Genomic DNA, 19,729 nt, shown 5'->3' with positions numbered 1-19,729 from the left:
AGGCCCGGTAAGGCGCAGCCGCCACCGGGCATTGAAGCGGGAGAGGCGCTGGATGCCCATTGCCGGTGACTGCCGGATGATTCCCTTCATCCCTTATGCCCATTGTCGGCCGGCGCTGCGCTTGCCCGGCCTACAGGAGCGCGCAGGGAGAATGTCGGCGCGGTAAGGCGCAGCCGCCACCGGGCATCGAAGCGGGAGAGGCGCTGGATGCCCATTGTCGGTGACTGCCGAACGGTTCCCTCTCCCTTCAGGGAGAGGGTTAGGGTGAGGGTGAATGGAAGTTGCGTGACAACGTCACATCTCGACCCACCCCTGCAGGGCCTCGGTCATCAGTTCGCCGAGCAGCGCCACGGCGGCGGAATGCTGTCCCTCGCGCGGGGTTTGTTGCAGGTTAACGGCCAGGCTACCTGGCGATGGCAGCAGCCCGGCGACGGTGCGCAGGTTGCCGGGCATGCCGATGCGGGTGCGTATCGTCAGACCCAGGCCAGCCTGTACCGCCGCCCAGATGCCGTTCAGGCTGTGGCTGACGAATACCACCTGCCAGGGGATCCCCGCGGCATCGAGACAGGCAATAGCGCGAGAGCGCATCAGGCACGGGCTGTCGAACATCACCAGCGGCAGCGGCTCGCCGGAGGCCAGCAGTGCGCCAATATCCAGGTCAGGATGCGCAATCCACGCCAGCGGGCAGCGGCCCATCCCGGGACCCTGATCTTCGGTTTGCCACAGCAGCGCCAGATCCAGCACCTCTTCCGCCAGCGCCTGGCGCAGCGGACCATTGCGATCCACCCTGGCGACTATCCGCACCTGCGGATGATGCCGTTTAAATTGCCCCAGGATCCCCGGCATCAGCGATTCGCCAAAATCTTCCTGCATACCAAGGTGGATCTCGCCGGTGAGCCGCTCGCCCTGCAGCGCGCGCAGGGTTTCATCATTGAGCGCCAGCAGTCGTCTGGCGTAGCTCATCAGCTTTTCGCCTTCCGCGGTGAGCACCAGATGCCGCCCCTGTTTGGCCACCAGCGCCGCACCGCACTGGCTCTCCAGCTTTTTAAGCTGGGCGCTGACGGCGGAAGTGGAACGCGACAGGCGCAGCGCTGCCTGGGCGAAGCTGCCGCACTCCATGCCGGTCACAAAGCTGCGCAGGGCGTCGAGATCCAGCCCCGGTAAGCGTTTCTCCATCATCATCCTCATTTTCAGGATGTTTATCCTGAACGTTGTTATTCTCGGGATAGTACTGTGGCATCGCGAAAGGCAGGCGTCAACGGGCCCAGCGACCAGCCAGGGAGCAGAGAACGTCAGTGGCGCGGAAAGAAATAAAAAAGCCGATAAGGAGATTATCGGCTTATTGCAGGTAAGGCTGACAGCGGGGCGGCAGGCGCCGCCCGCTAGGGCTGGTTATTACGCCAGCAGCTCCTGAGCGGTGCGTTCCACCAGGTTAAGCAGAACCTTCACGTCATCCAGCGTCACCACCGGGTTCAGCAGGGTCAGCTTCAGGCAGGTGACACCGTTATGCTCGGTCACGCCAACGTTAGCGCGGCCGGAAGCCAGCAGGGCATCGCCGACGCGCTGGTTGAGCAGCGCGATAGCCGCCGCGTCGCTCTGCGCCATCTGCGCCGGACGGGAACGGAACAGCACGCTCGCCAGCTGCGGCTGCATCACCAGCTCCAGCGTCGGCTGCGACTTCACGTACTCCGCCACGTTTTTCGCCATCGTGACGCCGTGATCGATGATCGCCGCATACTGTTTCTGGCCCAGCGCTTCCAGACCCATCCACAGCTTCAGCGCATCGAAGCGACGGGTGGTCTGCAGCGACTTAGACACCAGGTTCGGTACGCCGTGTTCTTCATCGAACTCGGAGTTCAGATAGGCCGCCTGATAACGCATCAGCTCGTAATGGCGCGCGTCCTTCAGCAGGAAGGCGCCGCAGCTGATGGTCTGGAAGAACTGCTTGTGGAAGTCCAGGGTAACGGAATCCACCAGCTCCAGACCGTCAAGGTAGTCACGATACTGCTCAGACAGCAGCAGCGCGCCGCCCCAGGCTGCGTCAACGTGCAGCCAGATCTGATGTTCCGCGGCGATACCGGCGATGTCGCGCAGCGGGTCGATAGCCCCCGCGTCGGTGGTGCCGGCGGTGGCGACGATCGCCATGATCTGCTCGCCGTTAGCCTGCGCTTGCGCAATCTTCGCTTTCAGATCGGACACGTCCATCCGCGCGAATTCGTCGGTTTTCACCAGCGTGACCGAGCGGTAGCCGAGGCCCATCAGCGCCATGTTCTTCTGCACCGAGAAGTGGGCGTTTTCCGAGCACAATACTTTGTACTTGCGGATATCCCCCGGCAGCCCATCCTGCTGGATGGAGTGCCCCTGACGGGCGAAGAAGGCGTCGCGCGCCAGCATCAGGCCCATCAGGTTGCTCTGGGTGCCGCCGCTGGTGAAGACGCCGGCGTCGCCAGCCGGATAACCGACCCGGGCGCGCAGCCATTCGATCAGCTTCATCTCAATGATGGTTGCTGACGGGCTCTGGTCCCAGGAGTCCATGCTCTGGTTGGTGGCGTTGATCAGTACTTCCGCCGCCTGGCTAATTACCAGGCTCGGGCAGTGCAGGTGCGCCACGCACTGCGGGTGATGCACCGACAGGCTGTCTTTCAGGAAGTACTCGATCGCACGATCAATCGCCGCCTGGTTACCCAAACCCTGTTCGTTAAATTCAAGGGAGATACGCTCACGCAGCTCGTCAACGCTTTTCCCCTGATACATCTCAGGTTGCTTCAGCCACTGCACAACGGCCTGGCTGGTCTGCTCGATAACCTGCTGATAGGCTTCAACGCTCTGCGCTGAACCAGCAAGAATCGGATTCAATGTGGACATGGTGGTCACTGACTCCACTCAGACCGGCTTTACGCCGGCGGCCAGCAGGGCCTGTTCGAATTTGTCGAGGAACACATCCAGTTCCGCGTTGCTGATCAGCAGGGACGGCAGCAGACGCAGCACGCAGCCGTGACGACCACCGCGCTCCAGAATCAGGCCCGCTTCGAAGCATTTCTTCTGCAGCAGGGCAGAGAGTTCGCCGTCAGCCGGGTAGCAGCCCATGTGATCCTGCGCTTCGTTCGGCTTGACGATTTCGATACCGATCATCAGACCAAGACCGCGTACGTGGCCAATGACCGGGTAGCGCTTCTGCAGCTCGGCCAGTTTGCCTTTCAGCCACTCGCCCTGGGCAGCGACTTTGTCGGCAATCTTGTTGTCGCGCAGGTGACGCAGGGTGGTCAGACCGGTAGCCATCGCCAGCTGGTTGCCGCGGAAGGTGCCGGTGTGGTGACCCGGTTCCCAGGCGTCGAACTGTTTTTTAATGCCCAGCACCGCCAGCGGCAGACCGCCACCGACCGCTTTCGACATCACGATGATGTCCGGCTGGATACCGGCGTGCTCGAAGGCGAAGAATTTACCGGTACGGGCAAAGCCAGCCTGCACTTCATCGACGATCAGCAGAATGCCATGCTCTTCGGTCACTTTGCGGATGCGCTGCAGCCACTCAACCGGCGCCGGGTTCACGCCGCCTTCACCCTGCACGGCTTCGAGGATCACCGCCGCCGGTTTACGGACGCCGCTCTCCACGTCGTTGATCAGGTTTTCGAAGTAGTAGGTCAGGGCTTTCACGCCGGCTTCGCCGCCGATGCCCAGCGGGCAACGATACAGGTGCGGGTAAGGCATGAACTGGACTTCCGGCATCATGCCGTTAACCGCCGCTTTCGGCGACAGGTTGCCAGTGACGGACAGCGCGCCATGGGTCATCCCGTGATAGCCGCCGGAGAAGCTGATCACCGCCGTACGGCCAGTGTATTTTTTCGCCAGTTTCAGCGCGGCTTCCACGGCGTCAGCGCCGGAAGGACCGGTGAACTGCAGGCAATACTCTTTCCCTTCGCCCGGCAGGCAAGAGAGCAGGTATTCGGAGAAACGATCTTTTAACGGGGTAGTCAGATCGAGGGTATGTAACGGCAAGCCGCTGGTAATGACACTTTGGATGCTCTGCAATACATCAGGGTGGTTGTGGCCCAGAGCGAGAGTACCGGCGCCCGCGAGGCAGTCCAGGTACTGTTTGTTATCCGCATCCGTCAGCCACACGCCTTCAGCTTTAGTGATAGCCAGCGGTAACTTACGCGGGTAACTCCTGACATTCGATTCGAATTCGGCCTGACGGGCCAAAAAGGTTTCGTTGTTTGCGTCTAATAAATCGGCACGTAAAGTATCAATACGGACTTTATCCGTCATCATATCACTCCCACAACCAGCATTGCGGTTGAACGCTGGTTGAATAATTGGTCTAAGGAATTGAATTGGCATTCATAAAGCGCGCACAATATATGGCTTTTTAAATCCGCATTCAACGTTTTATTGATTGCGTTATTTTGACGTTATTCTTACCGGGGCAATAATTAACGTAACCTGCTGAATTATAATAGAACAACTGCGTGTCACGATAACCCTTTAAAGTGTAATTATTAGTGAGAAAGTCTCTATATTTTTATTGCCGCTGCGTTAAAACGCTGACGGAATGCCTTCCGTCAGCGATAGCAAGTCTCAATGCAGTTCCACCGCATAATTTGTTAAAGGTGTGACTTTTTTCACCAACTTATTGTTATATAAAAACTGTTCATAAGCTTCGTAGCGCGGTTTATCCAGCGCCGCCGGATCGGTGGCGAACAGCGGCACGGTTTGCAGCCACGCCTGGTGGTTGAGTTCGGTTTTCAGCTCCGGGTGGGCGGCGGCAAACGCCTCCCAGCTCTCCTGCGGATGGGCGCGCAGATAGCTCACTCCGGCCTGCAGGGCGGTGAGGAATTTACGGATCTTGGCCTCATGAATCGCGTCGCGATGGGCGACAATCACCAGCTCGTCATAGGCCGGCACGCCGTAATCTTCGACGTTCATCACTACCGGCGTTTTGCCCTGCAGCTTCAGCTCCTGTGCTTCTATATTACGGTAGCCGCCGATGACCGCGTCCACCTGGCCCGCCAGCAGGGCGCTGGTCAGTTGGAAATTGACGTTAACCAGTTTGATACTGGCCGGATCGATACCCGCGTGTTGCGCCATGGTCGACAGGGTGGCCTGCTCAATGCCGCTGACCGAATAGCCCACCTTCTTACCTTGCAGATCTGCCGGAGTTTTGATCTGCTTGTTGAGAGCGATCACCGTGTTCAGCGGCGAGTTAATCAGGGTCCCGACGCGCACCAGCGGTAACCCTTCGTCAGCGAAGAAGTGCACCTGCGGCTGGTAGGTGATGGCCAGATCCGCCTGACGGGCGGCCACCATGCGGGGAGGCAGCGCGGGATCGGAGGGAGGGACAATCTTGACGTCCAGCCCCTGAGCCTTAAAGGCGCCGATCTGCTCGGCCACCATAATCGGCGCATGGTCGGGGTTAATGTACCAGTCCAGCACCAGCGTCAGCGGTTCATTGGCCAGCGCGTGGCCGCTGACCAGGGCCGTCAGGGATGCCCCGGCGAAAAGCGACTTTTTCATCTGTTTTCCTTTATTACTTCATCTTTATTCCGGTGACCAGTCGATCAGCCGGTGTAGCAGGGTTTCTACCGCCAGCCACAGCAGGAGGGTCAGTAGCACTAAAATAAACAGCGCGGCGAAGCAGATATCGGTTTGCAGCCGCGCATTGGCATTGAGCATGACGTAGCCCAGCCCCTCAGCGGAGCCGACCCATTCGCCGATAATCGCGCCGATGGGCGCCACCGCCGCCGCCATCCGCAGGCCCGAGCCCAGCGCAGGCAGGGCAGCCATCAGGCGGACATGCCGCAGCTGAGCGCCGAAGGAGGCGTTCATGCTGCGCGCCAGATCGAGATACTCCTGGTTGACCCGTCGCAAGCCATCAAAGAAGGCGGAAGTCACTGGAAAGAAAATCACCAGCACGGCCATTGCCACTTTGGCGCTCATGCCAAAGCCCAGCCACAGCACCAGCAGCGGGGCGAGGGCAAAGACCGGGATCGCCTGACTGGTGAGGACCAGCGGCATCAGCCAGCGCTGCAGGCGCGGAGAGAGGATCATACCCAGCGCCAGGGTGACGCCGAGCGTCACGCCCAGCGCCAGGCCGCTCAGGATCTCACTGAGCGTGATAAGCGTGTGCCAGCCGAGATAGGCGCGATTAACCCACAGCGCCTCGGCGACCGCCATCGGGGAGGGTAAAAGAAAGTGAGGAATGCCGCTGCGGCTGGCCAGACCCCAGAGGATCATCAACCCGCAGAACACCATGCTGCCCCGCCAGAGACGTCCGGTCATGGATGAGCCCTCATCAGTTGCTGCAGCAGGGCGGCCTGGCTGTTCAAGAGATCGGGCGCGTCCGGCGCGCGCGGAGGTGTGCCGGCAAGGTGATGGCTGTCATCGATGTCGCCGTCGGGCGCCGAGAGGACCAGCAGGCGGTGGCTCAGCCGGCAGGCCTCCTGCGGATCGTGGGTGATCAGCACCACCGTGCGACCAGCCAGCAGGGTGGCGGCCAGAGTTTGAATGCGCGTGCGGGTGAGGGTATCCAGCGCCGAGAAAGGCTCATCCATCAGCACGATGGGGCGGTCCTCATACAGGGTGCGGGCCAGCGCGGCGCGCTGACGCATGCCGCCGGAGAGGGTTGCCGGCCGGGCGTCGGCGCAGGACGAGAGCTCAACCTGATCAAGCAGGGCGGCGACCCGGGCACGATCGACTTTTTCACCGCGCAGCCGCGCGCCGAGGGCGACGTTGTCCCGGACGCTCAGCCAGGGGTAGAGCAGATCTTTCTGCCCCATCCACGCCAGACGGCCCTGAATAGGCTGCCCATCGCTGGCGACCACTTCTCCCCGGGTGGCGGGCGCCAGACCGGCCATCACCCGCAGCAGGCTGGTTTTGCCGGCGCCGCTGGCGCCGAGGAGCGACACCCATTGCCCGCCGGGGACCGTAAACGACAGGTTGTCGAACAACCGACGGTCGCCGAAATGCAGGCTCAGGCCACGGACCTCAATACCCGGCGCCGTCACGCCCGGGTCTCCGCCGTCGCGTTGAGGCCCATCTGCCAGAACTGCGCCTCAAGGCGGGTGGCAGTGGTGAAAATCTCGCTCAGCTCAGTGATCCGGGCCTCGCTCCCGCGCTGCTGCCACACCGTTTCCAGCAGCGCCAGCGCGGCGTTGACGCCGTGCAGATAGCCTTCATCGCCATAGTTGCGGATCCACGAGGCGTAGGGGTTATCGTCCAGTCGGGTGGCGGGATGCTGCAGCAGGCCGAGACCGATTTCCGCATAACCGGCCACGCAGGGCATCAGCGCGACCAGCAGATCCAGCGCGTCACCCGAGTGGCCAATATCCAGCACGTAGCGGGTATAGTTAATGGTTTCCGGCGCTTCAGGCTGGGTAGCCATCTCCTGCTCGCTAATGCCCCACTGAGCGCAGTAACCGACGTGCAGCGGCAGTTCGTTGAGGATGGCGTTCATTGAGGCGGCCGCGGCCCGCATCTCCGGCAGCGTGCGCAGTTTACTCACCAGCAGCGCATAGCTGCGGGCAAAGTGGATCAGAAACAGATAATCCTGGGTCAGGTAGCGACGAAATGCGCTTTCCGCCAGGGTGCCCTCGGCAAGCTGCTGGACGAAAGGATGCGCCACATAGTGCTGCCAGTCAGCGGCGGCCAGCTGGCGTAAACGGCCATAAAGACCATGGCTAAACGCGGGAATTATCACAGGACCTCCAGATATTCAGGGGAGATCCGGGCGTGCAGGGGTGTGAACAGGCAATGGCGGTAATGCAGGCAAAATTGCCGACCCGTCCCTTCGCTGGCATGACCCAGATCAGGTTCAAAGGGTTCGGCTTGCGCCATCTCAGCCCTCACGGGACACCCCTCGGTAGCGCTATGTTATACGATATTCACCTTTTGAATACAATCACCGCGCTGCCCTGTATCGCGATGGCATTTTTCTGTGATAGCCAGCACTTTTTCGTTTAAAAATACCCGAAAAACAGGCGGCTGCGCGTTGGTGAGCATTATTCTCATACGTTATATTTTCATTACCCCGTCGCGTTAATACTGTTCGTGAGGCGTGTCGTGCGTCCCCAAAGCCCCGGAGTAAGCATGAAATTCCTGTTGTCCGCACTGGCGGTCGCGGGCCATTAATCAGTCATTCATCCACCATGATAACCCTTTGATGTCCCTATTTCGCGCTACCGCTATCAGGACGACGACGTGGTCACGGCGCAAACCTCCCTGGGCCTTCATCCCGCGCTGGATCCTGCAGGGATTCGTTGGCGCGGGGTGCGCGGCGCGCACGCCAGCGGAACAGTCAGAGGTGGCATGGGGGGCCGGTTTTCGTTACCTGATTGCACGGCAGTACGGTTTGCGTACCGGGATTGACGTGGCGTTCAGTGAGCATGAGCAGGCGGTCTATTGCAATGTCGGTTCGGGTTTATAACTACACATGAGAATAACAATGAGAGCATCCGGAACGGTGTTAACGCTGCTGTTGGCGGCCTGTGGCGCGTCGGCCGCGGAGCAGAGCGAGAGCGACAGCTATTTTCCGATATGGGGAGATGAGGCACGCGCCCGGGGGTATTCGATCCCGTTACCCTACGGCGTCAACCTGAGCTATATGAATATCCGTCAGGATATCATGGTCGACAGTATTACCTTTTCCGGGCTTAAGCTGGGCAACCATCCCATTCCCAGCGATATGTTCGCCATCGATGCCGGGCACACCCGCGAGAAGAGCAAAACCGAAAACCTGCGCCTCGATATGTGGGTCTTTCCGTTTCTCAACGTTTACGGGCTGGTGGGGCATACCCGCGGGTCGTCTGTCTCCCAGGTCTCCGTGGATTCGGATCCTTCGCAGTTTCGCGGTCTGGATCGGGTGATCGCCGGCGCGGTTCACCAGCTTTATCAGAGCGGAAAACTGCAGAATATTGATTTTACGCTTGATTTCAAAGGAACCACCTGGGGAACCGGCTTTACGCTCGCCGGGGGATACGGCAACTGGTTCGGGTTAGTAGACACTAACTACACCCGTACCGATTTCGATATTCTCGACGGCAGCATCTCGGCGGTCACCGTCTCGCCGCGCGTCGGCTACCGCTTCAGTTTTCAGGGGATCGACGGGCCGTCCCACCTCAGCCTGTGGGTCGGGAGCATGTATCAGGACGTGCAGCAGGAGTTTAAAGGCGATCTGGCCGACCTGCATATGCCGCCAGAGCTTCAGCCCCTGATTGCCGCAGTCAATAAAGACGGCGAGGGGAAATTCGACGTCAAGCAGAAGCTAACCTCACCCTGGAATATGCTGATTGGCGCCCAGTATGAAGTCACCAAAAACTTTAACGTGCTGACTGAATTTGGTTTTAACGAGCGCAATAGCTTCTTTGTCTCCGGTGAATACCGTTTTTAACTAAAACTGCTGGCGCCATCTGCCGGTAAGATGCGCGCTCTTTTGTTGTTGTGGAGAGGCTGTTGATGCGTAAAGCCTTATGGCTGCTGTTTGCACTGTCGCTGCCGGCGCTGGCGCAGGATCCGGTGCTGCCCGCTGTGACGGCGATCCATCCGGTGCCCACCCTGGGTGAGCTGCCGCCGCCGGAGTCGCTGCGACCGTGCTGCGCTTTTGGTTACGACCTGCACGTGCGCGCGGTGGGCATCCCGATCCCGGTATACCAGATTGGCAATGTGCTGACCCTGGATACGCTGGGCAAGCACCATTACAACGATAGCGCGTTCGGGGCGGTGAAAAACCTGCTGGGGCTCAGCGAGGAGCAGAACGGGCTCATCTATACCCGTCGCGGCGGGTTTATTGATATCGCCCATGTGCGCGATACGGCGGACTACACCTTCTATCTGTTCAATCGTATTGCGCCGACGCTGGGCCAGGCGGGGCGGATCTTCTACAGTGAAGAGCTGGGCGTACGCCGCGTTCAGCTGAATGCCTTTACGCCGCCGGCGGGCGTCAGGCAGCGCTATCAGCTGGCCGCCTGGCTGGCGGGTCATCTGGCCTTCGAAATTGCCCAATGGCATGAGATTGCCCAGTGGTATGGCTTCCAGTCGGTCCCCGGGTTTTCTGAGGAGATCTCCGCTTTTTCGCCGGAGGATCTCTACTCCAATTTACTCGGCGCCAGGCTGGCGATTAACGTGATCCTCAGCAGCCACGGTGGTTCGCTGGAAGACTATAACCAGGCCATGGATACGGCGCTGAAACAGGCGCTGACCCGACTGATGATGGCGACGAGAGGGGAGACGGAAGCGATGTTTCAGCGGATCGACGGCGACTGGTGGAACAGTCACCGGCGGGTGCCGGATAAGTTTCTGGTGCTGAAACGTAACTACGATCTGCAGGAAAATCGGCTGCCGACGCCGGTCCCTTTCGAAACCCTGCCGCCGTATCGCCTGACCATGCCGGAGCAGGTTGGGGGGTTCCGCTTACGCGACCTCGGCGAACTGCAGATCTACCCAGGGCATGATATGCAGGCGCTGCCGGTTCCCGCGCAATACTATGGCGCCGACGCGTTCCAGGCGCTGGCGGATAGCGCTCGTGAGGCGGATAAGACCCAGCTGGCACGAATTGAAAAATAGCCATAAAGGCTCAGGGCGAGCGCCCTGAGCCAGTGAGTTAGCGGAAGTCGACCCAGCAGGCGCCGTTGTCGGCAGACCGTACGCAGTTTTCCACCCAGCGCACGCCGAACGCGCCGGCGCGAGCGTCCGGATACCAGAAGTCGGCCAGCAGCGCTTCGTCGCGACGGTCGGCGGCATCCATGGCGATGGCGAAACGGCGATAGAGATTCGACCATGCCTCAAACAGTCCCTCCGGATGGCCGCCGCCGATGCGGTCATCCTGACGCGCCAGCGGATCGAGATAGTCCATGCCGCGCTCGAGGATACGCACCGGCTCGCCCTGGATTTCATAGCGCAGCTGGTTGGGCTGTTCATCCCACCATTCGAGACTGGCTTTTTCACCGACGATACGCACCTTTTGTCCGTGCATGGAGCCGCAGTTAACGGCGGAGCTCCACAGCGAGCCAACGGCGCCGTTGTCATACTCCATCAGCACATGGGCGTTATCTTCCAGCGGCGCGCGGCTTTTGACGAAGCTTTGTCTGGCGCACATCAGCCGGGTGATGTTCAGCTGCGGAGCCATGGTTTCAACCAGAAACAGTGGATGAGTGGCCAGGTCGCCCAGAACATAGCTGGGGCCGACAAAGCGAGGATCGACCCGCCAGCGGGTACTGGCGTTTTCCAGCTCCACGGGCTGGGCGTGAAAACCGTGGGCAAACTGCATATTGACGATACGGATGTCGCCCAGCAGCCCGTCGGCGATCATCTGCCGGGCCTGCAGGATCAGCTGGTGGCCGGCATAGCCGTAGGTCACCCCGAGGATCTTCTGCTGCCGCTGGCTGAGCGCCACCAGTTCGTCAGCTTCCTCGCTGCTGAAGCACAGCGGCTTTTCGCACACCACGTGCAGCCCGGCCTCCAGTGCCGCCCGGCAGATGGCATAATGGGTGTTATTTGGTGTAGCAATCGACACCGCCTGAATGCCGTCCAGACGCTCCGCTTCACCGCGGAACAGGCTCTGGTAGTCGGCGTAACAGCGGTCGGGATCCACCCCCAGCTGTTGGCCGAACTGGCGTCCGCGTTCGGCATCAATATCAAAGGCGCCGGCCAGCAGCGTAAAGGTGTTATCACGCAGCGCCGCTGAGCGGTGAATATAGCCGATCTGGCTGCTGCCGCCGCCGCCGACCATGCCCCAGCGCAGGGTGCGATCGAGAGGTTTTAAACCGTTAATCATGTTGCGTCTCCTGTCAGAATCCCACGTCGCGCAGATAGCGCAGACTTTCCGTGACCGCCTGCAGGCTGCCTGCGGCATGGCGCGGGTCGCGCTCTTGTTCAATGGTTATCCAGCCCTGATATCCTCGGCGGGCGAGAAAGTCTTTGATGGCCGGATAGTCAATGGCGCCGCTGCCGAGCGGGCACATTACCCCTTCGGCGCAGGCGGTGAAAAAGTCGATGCCCTCGGCGATGGCGCGCTGGTAAACCTGCGGATCCACATCCTTGAAGTGCAGGTAGTCGAGTCGTGCGTAATAGCGATCCAGCCAGTCGAGCGGATCCATACCGGCGTAGTAGAGATGCCCGGTATCCAGACACAATCCCGCGACGTCGTGTGGAATATCGTTCGCCAGCCGCTCGATTTCATCCGCAAATTCGATGCAGCCCCCGGCGTGGGGATGGATAACCGCCCGCACACCGTACTCCTGCCAGGCGAGGGTGCTGAGGGCGGTAATGTGCGCCATCATGCGCTGCCAGTCTTTGTCATCAAGACGTGGAGCGAGCGTGCCGCGCCCGGCAAAGCGCGCCCGTTCAGGGTTGCCGAAATCAATAATTACCAGGTAAGGCGGCTGAACAGGATGCCCTGGCGTGGGTTCGGCGGCCGGAACCTGCGACAGATTGCGGCAGATCTGATGGGTCAGCGCCACCAGGGTGGGGAAATGGGCCTCGCTGACCAGATCGTCAAAGATCGTACCGGCCACCAGCGACAACTGATGCTGCTCCAGCGCCGCGCGCAGGCTGGCCGGGTCGGTGGGCAGGTAGCCCCAGGGCCCCAGCTCAATGCTGCGATAGCCGGCCTGCGCCGCCTCCTTCAGCACGGTAGCCCAGGCGGGAAGGTCAGGGTTTTTCGGGTCATCCACGCCCCAGCTGCAGGGGGCATTGGCGATTGAGAGTGTCATGTTGGCTTCCTTTTTACACAGGGGATGCCGCTGAGTATTGAATAAATATTTCATTCTCAACAATGATGGAATGATGATTTTTTGATGGCCATCATGCTTTGAATTGATGTGGTTTTTGATAGTTTTTTATCAAATTGAGGGCGGGCGCGGTCTGCCCGTTAACTGGCCCCGGCGGCGGCGGGGCCGGGAATTTACATATTTTCTTTGGTGATGATATCGAAAGGCTGAGGGAGAGAAATCACCTCGCTGTGCGAGCGAGAAACCGCGTCCGTTATGGTGCGTAGCGTGGCAGCGGCAAACGCCTCCAGCCGGTGGTTAAGCATGATGTCGATGGTGCCATCGATCAGCGCCAGTTCACTGTCGTTTAGCGGACCGTGGCAGACCAGAGTGATCGCCTGCTGACGGCCGCTGTCGCGCAGCGCCTCGACAATGCCTTCGACGCCGCCGCAGGGGGCATAGATCGCCTGCAGGGCCGGGTACTGACTCAGCATCTGCTCCGTCACGCTCCTGGCGATATCCGCCCGTTCATGGCTGCGAACCGGCTCCAGGATCTGCTGCCCCATGCCTTGTTCACGCAGGCAGGAGCGGAAGCTGATCTCACAGCTTTCCTGACAGGTAAAACGATTGTCGCCAATGATAATGCCAATTTCGCCATTACCCCGACATAAGCGCTCAATAAACCAGGCCGCAGTGCGCCCGGCTTTTTGATTATCGAGGCCGATATATCCGCTGCGCTGAGGGACCGACAGATCCGAAAGCAGGGTGAACACGCGAACGCCACGGGCGGCAGCCCGGGCCACCGCGTGGCGAATCAGCGGGTGGTCCAGCGCCACCAGGCCTAACACGTCCACTTCGTCACTTAGCCGGTGAATGGCCTGAGCCATCGCTTCCACCGCATCGATGGCAAAATGCAGTATCACCGGCACCTGGCCCGCCGGTAGCCATGGGGCGGCCTCTCGCGTCAGCGCCTGGGCCAGCGGCAGGTAGAAGGAGTGGGTCTCCTGCAGCAGAATAAACCCCATTCTGACCGTGACCGGCGCTTTCCCCGCCGCCAGGCGATAGTGGGGCTGCTCGAGGGTAAACCCCAGTCGTCGTGCCGCCTCCAGTACGCTCAATGCCGTGGACTCCTTCACCGCCGCACGCTTGTTGAGCACCCGGTCGACGGTGGCAATACCGACGTTGGCTTCACGTGCGATATCGGCAAGCGTGATTTTAGTAGCGGATTTTTTCACTATGATGGCCGTTTGTGATGAGAGTTATGATAGAAACTATCACGATTAGTCTGGGCATAAAAGCCGCAATGCGGGCATCCTGGACAAAGCCAATACGCAGCCAACGGGCGAGAAGACCGATAGACACACTCTGTGATCAAAAGCGACTACCAGTTCTGGTATTGCTGCTATGCTGTTGAAATAGAATTAATAAAAAAGACATTATCGCATCCAGACGGTTAAACCACGCGCAAAGTCGCCTCGGGTGGGCGTCGCTGCGTGCAGAACCGACTATACTTGCCGCGCACGCGCGTCATTAAGGCTATTCGGTTGTTTTGTTATCACTTTATACCAGCGTCAGGGACGCATATCGTTATGTGTCGCTTCTGCGCCGGGAATTGGTCGGTTTGGGGCCTGTATGTTATTAAAAGAACTGGCTGTTTTTGATGTATTAAGTACCCCGATATGGGTAGTCCATCCTTTTACTGAAAGTGTGGTCTATGCCAATCCGGCTTCCCGGACATTGAGCGGCGATATGTCGCTGAAGGAGATGCGTAACGGTATCTATTCGACCTGTCCTGAAACGCAGTTACAACATTATCTTCGCTATCTCGATACGATGACCGAGATATTTGAAGTCTGGACGTTACAGACGGGCAAGGGCCTGCAGTCGGTATATTGTAAAACCACCCTGGTCGACACCGACGACAGCGGTACCTTATTGCTGTTTGAAGCCGTGAAGCTGCTGGCGCAAAATCAATCCATTCACACCGGCTCCCGCCGTTATCAGCGACGCAACAATGGTTTTTTTGCCCGTTTTTTTATGACCAATACCGCGCCGATGCTATTGATCGATCCCAGTAAGGATGGTCGAATTGTCGATGCCAATATTGCGGCGCTGCGTTTTTATCATTATTCCGATGAGGAAATGCGCAATAAACATACCTGGCAAATTAATACCCTTGGTCGGGACGTGATCCCCATCATGAATAATATTGCCAATATGCCAGGCGGGCATAAACCGCTTAATTTTACGCATATTTTAGCCGACGGTACGCTGCGCCATGTCCAAACCTATGCCGGGCCCGTAGTGCTTTATAATATTCGACTGATGTTGTGCATTATTCACGATATCACCGAGGAAGTGCATCTGAAAAAAGAGCTGGAATTCTCTGCCGCCCACGATCCGCTCACCGGATTGCTTAATCGCCGTGAATTTTATCGCCTCGTCGAGGCGCCGTCATTTATCGCGCAAGGCTTTTGTCTGCTGTTAATCGATATCGATCATTTCAAGAGCATTAATGATATTCACGGTCATCAAAAAGGGGATGAAGTCCTGCTGGTGATCTCCCGCATTCTGGAAACGTCGGTGGATCGCGAAGATAAAATTTATCGCTGGGGGGGAGAAGAGTTTCTGCTCTTTTTACCTCATTCGCCGATAGCGCGCGCCCTGATACTGGCGGAAGGGATCCGCCAGGCGGTCAGCGAGTATCAGACGCTGTCGGTGACGGTGAGCATCGGCGTGGCCGAACACCATGACGGGGAAGCGATTGATCAGCTTTTTTCCCGCGTTGATAAAGCGCTGTATGTGGCCAAAAATGGTGGGCGCAACCGGGTCTCGCGCCTGCCGTTTGAAAATGTGGAACTGCTGCACAGCCGCGGAGGCGCGGCCTGACCAGCCCGATGCTTTTTCTCCCCGCCGGACGCGCAGGCTGACTCACCGACTATACTGAGTGAACGCCAGCCTGCTGATTTAGGTGGCAATATTGTTAGCCTGTCGCTGAGGTGGCAAACGACATATGGTGCGTCTTTTCGTTCTCCTGTCGGTACTTTCGCTTTCCGCGCCAGCGACGCTGGCGGCGAACGGCCACGCCATCAAACAGCGTGCCGATGCCGTATTGACTCTGATGAGCTATACCGTCGTCCCTGACGTGACCGCCAGCGATCTCAACATTGGTTCCGGCAGCAACGACAAACATAATCTGGCCATCACCCAGTTTGGCGGCGGGGCAACCCTCAGCGAGTCGTTTCCTCTGTACCTTGAAGGTACGATGGGTTACAGCCGTTACGACCCGCGCTTTGTGGTCAGCAATGGCGAACAGACGCGGAATGTGCCGACCAAATGGAACAGTCTGACCACCACCGGCGGCGTCGGTTGGGATTTTTCGCTGCACCGGGACAGCCTCGGAGGCAACCTGGTGCTGCGGCCGATCGTCAATGTGATGCTCGGTACCCTGGCCAGCGATGCGCGTATTGGTAGCTGGGCAATTGAGCGAAAAACCAACGCCGATCTGCAATTTCTCGACGGCGGTCGGTTCAACGCCTGGGGGCTGGGCGGGGCACTGATGCTGGATTACGAACGCTTCTCTGCCACCCAGGATATTGATGCCGAACTGCGTTACTCCTATATGCATCTGCAAAGTTTCGGCAGTAGCGCCGAGGTGGTACAGGGCGAGGCCAGCGCGGAGAATCTCGGCCTGTATCTGCGCCGCCGCGCGCCGATAGCCGACTGGACGCTGCTGGGCAACCCGCTGCGTTATGTGCTGGAGGGGGCGCATACTGAATTTCTCGGCGAGCAGCGAGGGGCGCTGGGCTTTACCGGTTTGACCTCCCTGGGGGTTGGCCTCGAGCTGGACAGCAGTAAATACCCGGTCTTTATCACCCGCACCCGACTGGTGGCGCGCTATATGTTCGGCAATAACACCACGGGCTATGGCGTAGGCCTGGCAATGAGTTTTTGATTACCCAAATTCTGGTGCCAGGCAATTCACAGGCCCCCCGGGAGAGGACCTGGAGGCGTGCCAGCGTCGCAACGATGACCGGACGGTTCCCTCTCCCTTTGGGAGAGGGCCAGGGTGAGGGTCAATCCTGACACCACACCCGCTCGCCATTCACCCACGTCTCGCTGATATTGCGTTCATCTCCCAGGGTCATCAGCACGAACAACTGCTCATAAATGTCATGGCAGCGGCCTGTGCGCAGACGCTGCAGCGGGGTGACCGCCGGGTCAATCACCACAAAATCTGCCTCTTTGCCCGGCTGAAAATTGCCAATTTTATCCTCCAGCCGCAGGGCGCGCGCCCCGCCGAGGGTGGCGTGATAGAAGGCCTCGCTGGCGCGCAGGCGATAGCTCTGCAGTTGTCCTACCTTATAGGCCTCGCCCAGCGTCCGAAGCATGCTGAAGGTGGTGCCAGCCCCGACGTCGCTGCCGATGCCCATCCGCACCTGGTGCTGCCAGCAGGCGGGCAGGCGGAACAGTCCGCTGCCGAGAAACAGATTCGAGGTCGGACAGAAGGCAACGGCGGACCCGGTGTCATGCAGGCACTGCCACTCGGCATCATCGAGATGGATCCCGTGAGCAAATACGCTGCGTTCGCCGGTGAGCTGATAGTGATGATAGACATCCAGATAGCGCGCATGCTCAGGCCACAGCTGTTTAACCCAGGCGATCTCCTCGCGGTTTTCACTGAGATGTGTCTGCAGCCAGGTGTCGGGAAACTCAGTCCGCAGGCGCTGCACGGCCTCCAGCAACGCCGGTGTCGAGGTAGGGGCAAAGCGCGGGGTGATGGCATAGCCCAGCCTCCCGCGCTGATGCCAGCGGAGGATCAACTCACGGGTCTGCTCGTAGCTCTCCCCGGCGGTTTCGCACAGATAATCCGGCACATGGCGATCCATCATCACTTTGCCGGCGATCAGCCGCATATTCAGACGCAGCGCCTCGCTGAACAGCGCCTCGGCCGAAGCCGGGTGCAGGGTACAAAACACCAGCGCGGTGGTGGTGCCATGGCTAATCAACTGGTTAACAAAAAACTGCGCTATCTCCTGCGCGTAATCCGCATCGGCAAACTGACTCTCCACCGGGAAGGTGTAGGTGGTGAGCCACTCCAGCAGCTGTTCACCAAAGGCGCCGATCATCTCCGTTTGCGGATAGTGAATGTGGGTATCGACAAACCCGGGCAGCAGCAGCTTGCCTCGCTGATCGACATAACCCTTCAGTGGATGCAGAAAGGCTTCGCCCTCCTGCCATGGCAGCAGCGCGATAATTTTCCCGTCCCGCAAGAACAACAGGCCATCATCGAGATAACGGGCCTGAGCAGCCACCTCATCCGGGGTCTCTGCCACGCCGGCAATATCAAAAAATGCACCGCGTACCGCGGTCTGGTAATCCATCATCGAACCTGCCTTCTCTTAACGCCTGGGAATAGTGATAAACAGCAAGATTGGTGCCAGTTTTCAGCCTGCCGCGGCCAGACGCCGCGGCAGGTGGGGAGGGTTACTCTTTTTGCGCTACCGCGCCGGAATGAAAGGCTGCGGTCGCCTGTGCTTCACGCTCGTCGCGGGCCAGCCAGCGGTAGAGGGTGGCGCCGAGGAAGACCCCGATAAACCAGCTAAAGTTCGCCACTTCATGCAGGGCCGGAATAAAGCTGATGATCAGCCCCAGGCCCACCGACGGCAGCAGGGCGGCAATCGCTTTCGGGTTAAAGCCGTTGCGGTACCAGTATTTGCCCTTCGGCGTATCGTCAAACAGATCGTCCACCGACACCCGGCCGCGTTTGATCAGGTAGAAGTCGGCGATCAGAATGCCAAACAGCGGGCCAATAAAGGCGCCCAGTACGTCGAGGGTATAGTGGATCAGCTCCGGCGAGTTAAACAGATTCCACGGCGTCAGAAGTATCGATCCCACCGCGGCAATCATCCCGCCGGTACGGAAGCTGATTTTCTGTGGCGCGCAGTTGGAAAAATCGAAGGCCGGAGAGACGAAGTTAGCCACGATATTAATGCCGATGGTGGCGGTAATCATGGTCAGCAGGCCAATGGCCACCGCCAGATCGTTACCCACGCGGCTGACGGTTTCGATCGGGTCAGTGATCATTTTGCCGAACAGCGACTGGGTGCCGGAGACAATCACCACGGTGACCACCGAGAACAGCAGGAAGTTAAACGGCAGACCCCAGCGGTTACCGCGGCGGATCTCGCCCATGCTTTTGCCGTAGCGGGAAAAGTCACCGAAGTTAAGCAGCGGCCCGGAGAAGTAGGAGACGACCAGCGCCGTGGCGGTGATCATCTGCCAGGTCTGCTCGCCGGCGCTCAGGGATTTGCTGGCGAGGGTAAAGGAGATCCCATCCAGACCGGTCTTGTATACAATCCAGCCGGCCAGCGCCAGCATCACCACATAAACCGCCGGACCGGCGATATCGATAAAGCGTTTGATGGCGTTCATGCCATGCCAGAACACCATCGCCTGCAGCAGCCACATGGTGGCGAAGCACAGCCAGCCGAGCGTTGACAGCCCGAGAAAGCTGCTGCTGGTCAGCGAGGCAAGGGAGGGCCAGAACTTGAGCAGAACCAGCATCAGGGCATTCGCCGCCAGATAGGTTTGAATACCGTACCAGGCGAACGCGATCAGCCCGCGGATCACCGCCGGGATATTGGCGCCGAAGACGCCAAACGCCTGACGGCAGATAACGGCGTATGGCACCCCGGCCATCTGGCTCGGCTTCGCCACCAGGTTAGCGCACAGCTGCACAATACAGATGCCGACCAGCAGGCAGAGCAGAACCTGCCAGCTGGCCAGTCCAAGCGTAAAGAAGCTCGCCGCTACTACGTAGCCGCCCATGCTGTGCACGTCCGACATCCAGAATGAAAAAATATTGTACCAGCTCCAGTTCTGGTCGCGGGTGGGCGCCAGATCCTCATTACATAGCCGCGGACTGTAGCTGGCGGCCGCCTCGTGAGTCTTCTTCTGCTGCGTGTGGGATGAATGTGGCATGAAACCTGCTCCTCTGAATGAAAACCCTTTGAAATGGATTGCTGAGG

At 59.3% G+C, this 19,729-nt stretch carries 16 protein-coding genes, 1 pseudogene and 1 riboswitch; of the genes and pseudogenes, 5 read left to right on the top strand and 12 right to left on the bottom strand.

Annotation, left to right across the window (positions count from 1 at the left end; all coding sequences use genetic code 11):
- Positions 1 to 294 precede the first annotated feature (294 nt).
- The 7 genes from HMPREF3096_RS11780 to tenA all read right to left on the bottom strand — a co-directional run bounded on the left by HMPREF3096_RS11780 (position 295) and on the right by tenA (position 7,693).
- On the bottom strand, positions 295 to 1,188 hold the full coding sequence (locus HMPREF3096_RS11780; protein WP_032738858.1) for a LysR substrate-binding domain-containing protein: 894 nt from the start codon (positions 1,186 to 1,188) through the stop codon (positions 295 to 297).
- Between the two features lie 207 nt (positions 1,189 to 1,395).
- Entirely contained in the window at positions 1,396 to 2,874 is a 1,479-nt protein-coding gene (locus HMPREF3096_RS11770) for a pyridoxal phosphate-dependent decarboxylase family protein (protein WP_165451319.1), read from the bottom strand.
- Positions 2,875 to 2,883: 9 nt separating this feature from the next.
- On the bottom strand, positions 2,884 to 4,269 hold the full coding sequence (locus HMPREF3096_RS11765) for a diaminobutyrate--2-oxoglutarate transaminase (RefSeq protein ID WP_008804788.1): 1,386 nt from the start codon (positions 4,267 to 4,269) through the stop codon (positions 2,884 to 2,886).
- Between the two features lie 306 nt (positions 4,270 to 4,575).
- Entirely contained in the window at positions 4,576 to 5,511 is a 936-nt protein-coding gene (locus HMPREF3096_RS11760; protein ID WP_012968147.1) for an ABC transporter substrate-binding protein, read from the bottom strand.
- 24 nt (positions 5,512 to 5,535) lie between these two features.
- Positions 5,536 to 6,276, bottom strand: coding sequence for an ABC transporter permease (locus tag HMPREF3096_RS11755; protein ID WP_070544434.1), 741 nt, complete (start codon positions 6,274 to 6,276; stop codon positions 5,536 to 5,538).
- Positions 6,273 to 7,001, bottom strand: coding sequence for an ABC transporter ATP-binding protein (locus HMPREF3096_RS11750; RefSeq protein ID WP_012541643.1), 729 nt, complete (start codon positions 6,999 to 7,001; stop codon positions 6,273 to 6,275). Before HMPREF3096_RS11750 ends, HMPREF3096_RS11755 begins: the two co-directional genes overlap by 4 nt.
- The gene (gene tenA, locus HMPREF3096_RS11745; RefSeq protein WP_012968150.1) at positions 6,998 to 7,693 is read right to left on the bottom strand and encodes a thiaminase II; all 696 of its coding nucleotides are present in this window, start codon (positions 7,691 to 7,693) and stop codon (positions 6,998 to 7,000) included. The genes HMPREF3096_RS11750 and tenA overlap by 4 nt, the downstream gene beginning before the upstream one ends.
- Before the next feature lie 68 nt (positions 7,694 to 7,761).
- Positions 7,762 to 7,863, bottom strand: a riboswitch (TPP riboswitch).
- Between the two features lie 300 nt (positions 7,864 to 8,163).
- On the opposite strand from tenA, the pseudogene HMPREF3096_RS11740 reads away from it, so the two are divergent.
- From HMPREF3096_RS11740 to HMPREF3096_RS11730, 3 genes and pseudogenes are all read left to right on the top strand, one after another.
- Positions 8,164 to 8,419: pseudogene (locus tag HMPREF3096_RS11740) on the top strand (glyceraldehyde-3-phosphate dehydrogenase); the annotation flags it as partial.
- A gap of 18 nt (positions 8,420 to 8,437) precedes the next feature.
- The gene (locus HMPREF3096_RS11735; protein ID WP_012968151.1) at positions 8,438 to 9,382 is read left to right on the top strand and encodes a porin family protein; all 945 of its coding nucleotides are present in this window, start codon (positions 8,438 to 8,440) and stop codon (positions 9,380 to 9,382) included.
- Positions 9,383 to 9,447: 65 nt separating this feature from the next.
- A complete protein-coding gene (locus HMPREF3096_RS11730) occupies positions 9,448 to 10,554 on the top strand; it encodes a DUF4056 domain-containing protein (protein WP_070544433.1) in 1,107 nt (368 codons plus the stop codon).
- 37 nt (positions 10,555 to 10,591) lie between these two features.
- On the opposite strand, the gene HMPREF3096_RS11725 is transcribed toward HMPREF3096_RS11730, so the two are convergent.
- From HMPREF3096_RS11725 to HMPREF3096_RS11715, 3 genes are all read right to left on the bottom strand, one after another.
- Positions 10,592 to 11,764 carry a Gfo/Idh/MocA family protein gene (locus tag HMPREF3096_RS11725; protein ID WP_070544432.1) on the bottom strand — a complete coding sequence of 391 codons (1,173 nt, stop codon included), beginning with the start codon at positions 11,762 to 11,764 and terminating at the stop codon, positions 10,592 to 10,594.
- A 13-nt stretch (positions 11,765 to 11,777) separates the two neighbouring features.
- On the bottom strand, positions 11,778 to 12,701 hold the full coding sequence (locus HMPREF3096_RS11720) for a TIM barrel protein (RefSeq protein ID WP_032733076.1): 924 nt from the start codon (positions 12,699 to 12,701) through the stop codon (positions 11,778 to 11,780).
- A gap of 191 nt (positions 12,702 to 12,892) precedes the next feature.
- Positions 12,893 to 13,933: a LacI family DNA-binding transcriptional regulator gene (locus HMPREF3096_RS11715; RefSeq protein ID WP_039103584.1), complete on the bottom strand. Its 1,041-nt coding sequence runs from the start codon at positions 13,931 to 13,933 to the stop codon at positions 12,893 to 12,895.
- Between the two features lie 397 nt (positions 13,934 to 14,330).
- Between HMPREF3096_RS11715 and HMPREF3096_RS11710 the strand changes: the two genes are divergently transcribed.
- A complete protein-coding gene (locus tag HMPREF3096_RS11710) occupies positions 14,331 to 15,587 on the top strand; it encodes a sensor domain-containing diguanylate cyclase (RefSeq protein WP_012541652.1) in 1,257 nt (418 codons plus the stop codon).
- Positions 15,588 to 15,711: 124 nt separating this feature from the next.
- Positions 15,712 to 16,653 carry a hypothetical protein gene (locus HMPREF3096_RS11705; RefSeq protein WP_004189966.1) on the top strand — a complete coding sequence of 314 codons (942 nt, stop codon included), beginning with the start codon at positions 15,712 to 15,714 and terminating at the stop codon, positions 16,651 to 16,653.
- A 121-nt stretch (positions 16,654 to 16,774) separates the two neighbouring features.
- Here the strand turns inward: HMPREF3096_RS11705 and guaD are convergent, their stop codons facing one another.
- Positions 16,775 to 18,085 (bottom strand): guanine deaminase, encoded by a 1,311-nt coding sequence (guaD, locus tag HMPREF3096_RS11700; protein WP_050887133.1) that lies wholly within the window; start codon positions 18,083 to 18,085, stop codon positions 16,775 to 16,777.
- 100 nt (positions 18,086 to 18,185) lie between these two features.
- Positions 18,186 to 19,682 (bottom strand): NCS1 family nucleobase:cation symporter-1, encoded by a 1,497-nt coding sequence (locus tag HMPREF3096_RS11695; RefSeq protein ID WP_008804801.1) that lies wholly within the window; start codon positions 19,680 to 19,682, stop codon positions 18,186 to 18,188.
- Positions 19,683 to 19,729: the final 47 nt, after the last annotated feature.

This window comes from Klebsiella sp. HMSC25G12, assembly GCF_001807705.1.
Taxonomy (GTDB): Bacteria; Pseudomonadota; Gammaproteobacteria; order Enterobacterales; family Enterobacteriaceae; genus Klebsiella; species Klebsiella variicola.
Note: the sequence above shows the minus strand (reverse complement) of the source record. Positions and strands in the feature narration are given on the sequence as shown.

Excerpts from the sequence above, each read along its gene's own strand:
- HMPREF3096_RS11725 (WP_070544432.1), bottom strand. The coding sequence starts at position 11,764 with ATGATTAACGGTTTAAAACCTCTCGATCGCACCCTGCGCTGGGGCATG.
- HMPREF3096_RS11705 (WP_004189966.1), top strand. The coding sequence starts at position 15,712 with ATGGTGCGTCTTTTCGTTCTCCTGTCGGTACTTTCGCTTTCCGCGCCA.
- HMPREF3096_RS11760 (WP_012968147.1), bottom strand. The coding sequence starts at position 5,511 with ATGAAAAAGTCGCTTTTCGCCGGGGCATCCCTGACGGCCCTGGTCAGC.
- guaD (WP_050887133.1), bottom strand. The coding sequence starts at position 18,085 with ATGATGGATTACCAGACCGCGGTACGCGGTGCATTTTTTGATATTGCC.
- HMPREF3096_RS11720 (WP_032733076.1), bottom strand. The coding sequence starts at position 12,701 with ATGACACTCTCAATCGCCAATGCCCCCTGCAGCTGGGGCGTGGATGAC.
- HMPREF3096_RS11695 (WP_008804801.1), bottom strand. The coding sequence starts at position 19,682 with ATGCCACATTCATCCCACACGCAGCAGAAGAAGACTCACGAGGCGGCC.
- HMPREF3096_RS11735 (WP_012968151.1), top strand. The coding sequence starts at position 8,438 with ATGAGAGCATCCGGAACGGTGTTAACGCTGCTGTTGGCGGCCTGTGGC.
- HMPREF3096_RS11780 (WP_032738858.1), bottom strand. The coding sequence starts at position 1,188 with ATGAGGATGATGATGGAGAAACGCTTACCGGGGCTGGATCTCGACGCC.
- HMPREF3096_RS11710 (WP_012541652.1), top strand. The coding sequence starts at position 14,331 with ATGTTATTAAAAGAACTGGCTGTTTTTGATGTATTAAGTACCCCGATA.
- HMPREF3096_RS11765 (WP_008804788.1), bottom strand. The coding sequence starts at position 4,269 with ATGATGACGGATAAAGTCCGTATTGATACTTTACGTGCCGATTTATTA.
- HMPREF3096_RS11730 (WP_070544433.1), top strand. The coding sequence starts at position 9,448 with ATGCGTAAAGCCTTATGGCTGCTGTTTGCACTGTCGCTGCCGGCGCTG.
- HMPREF3096_RS11755 (WP_070544434.1), bottom strand. The coding sequence starts at position 6,276 with ATGACCGGACGTCTCTGGCGGGGCAGCATGGTGTTCTGCGGGTTGATG.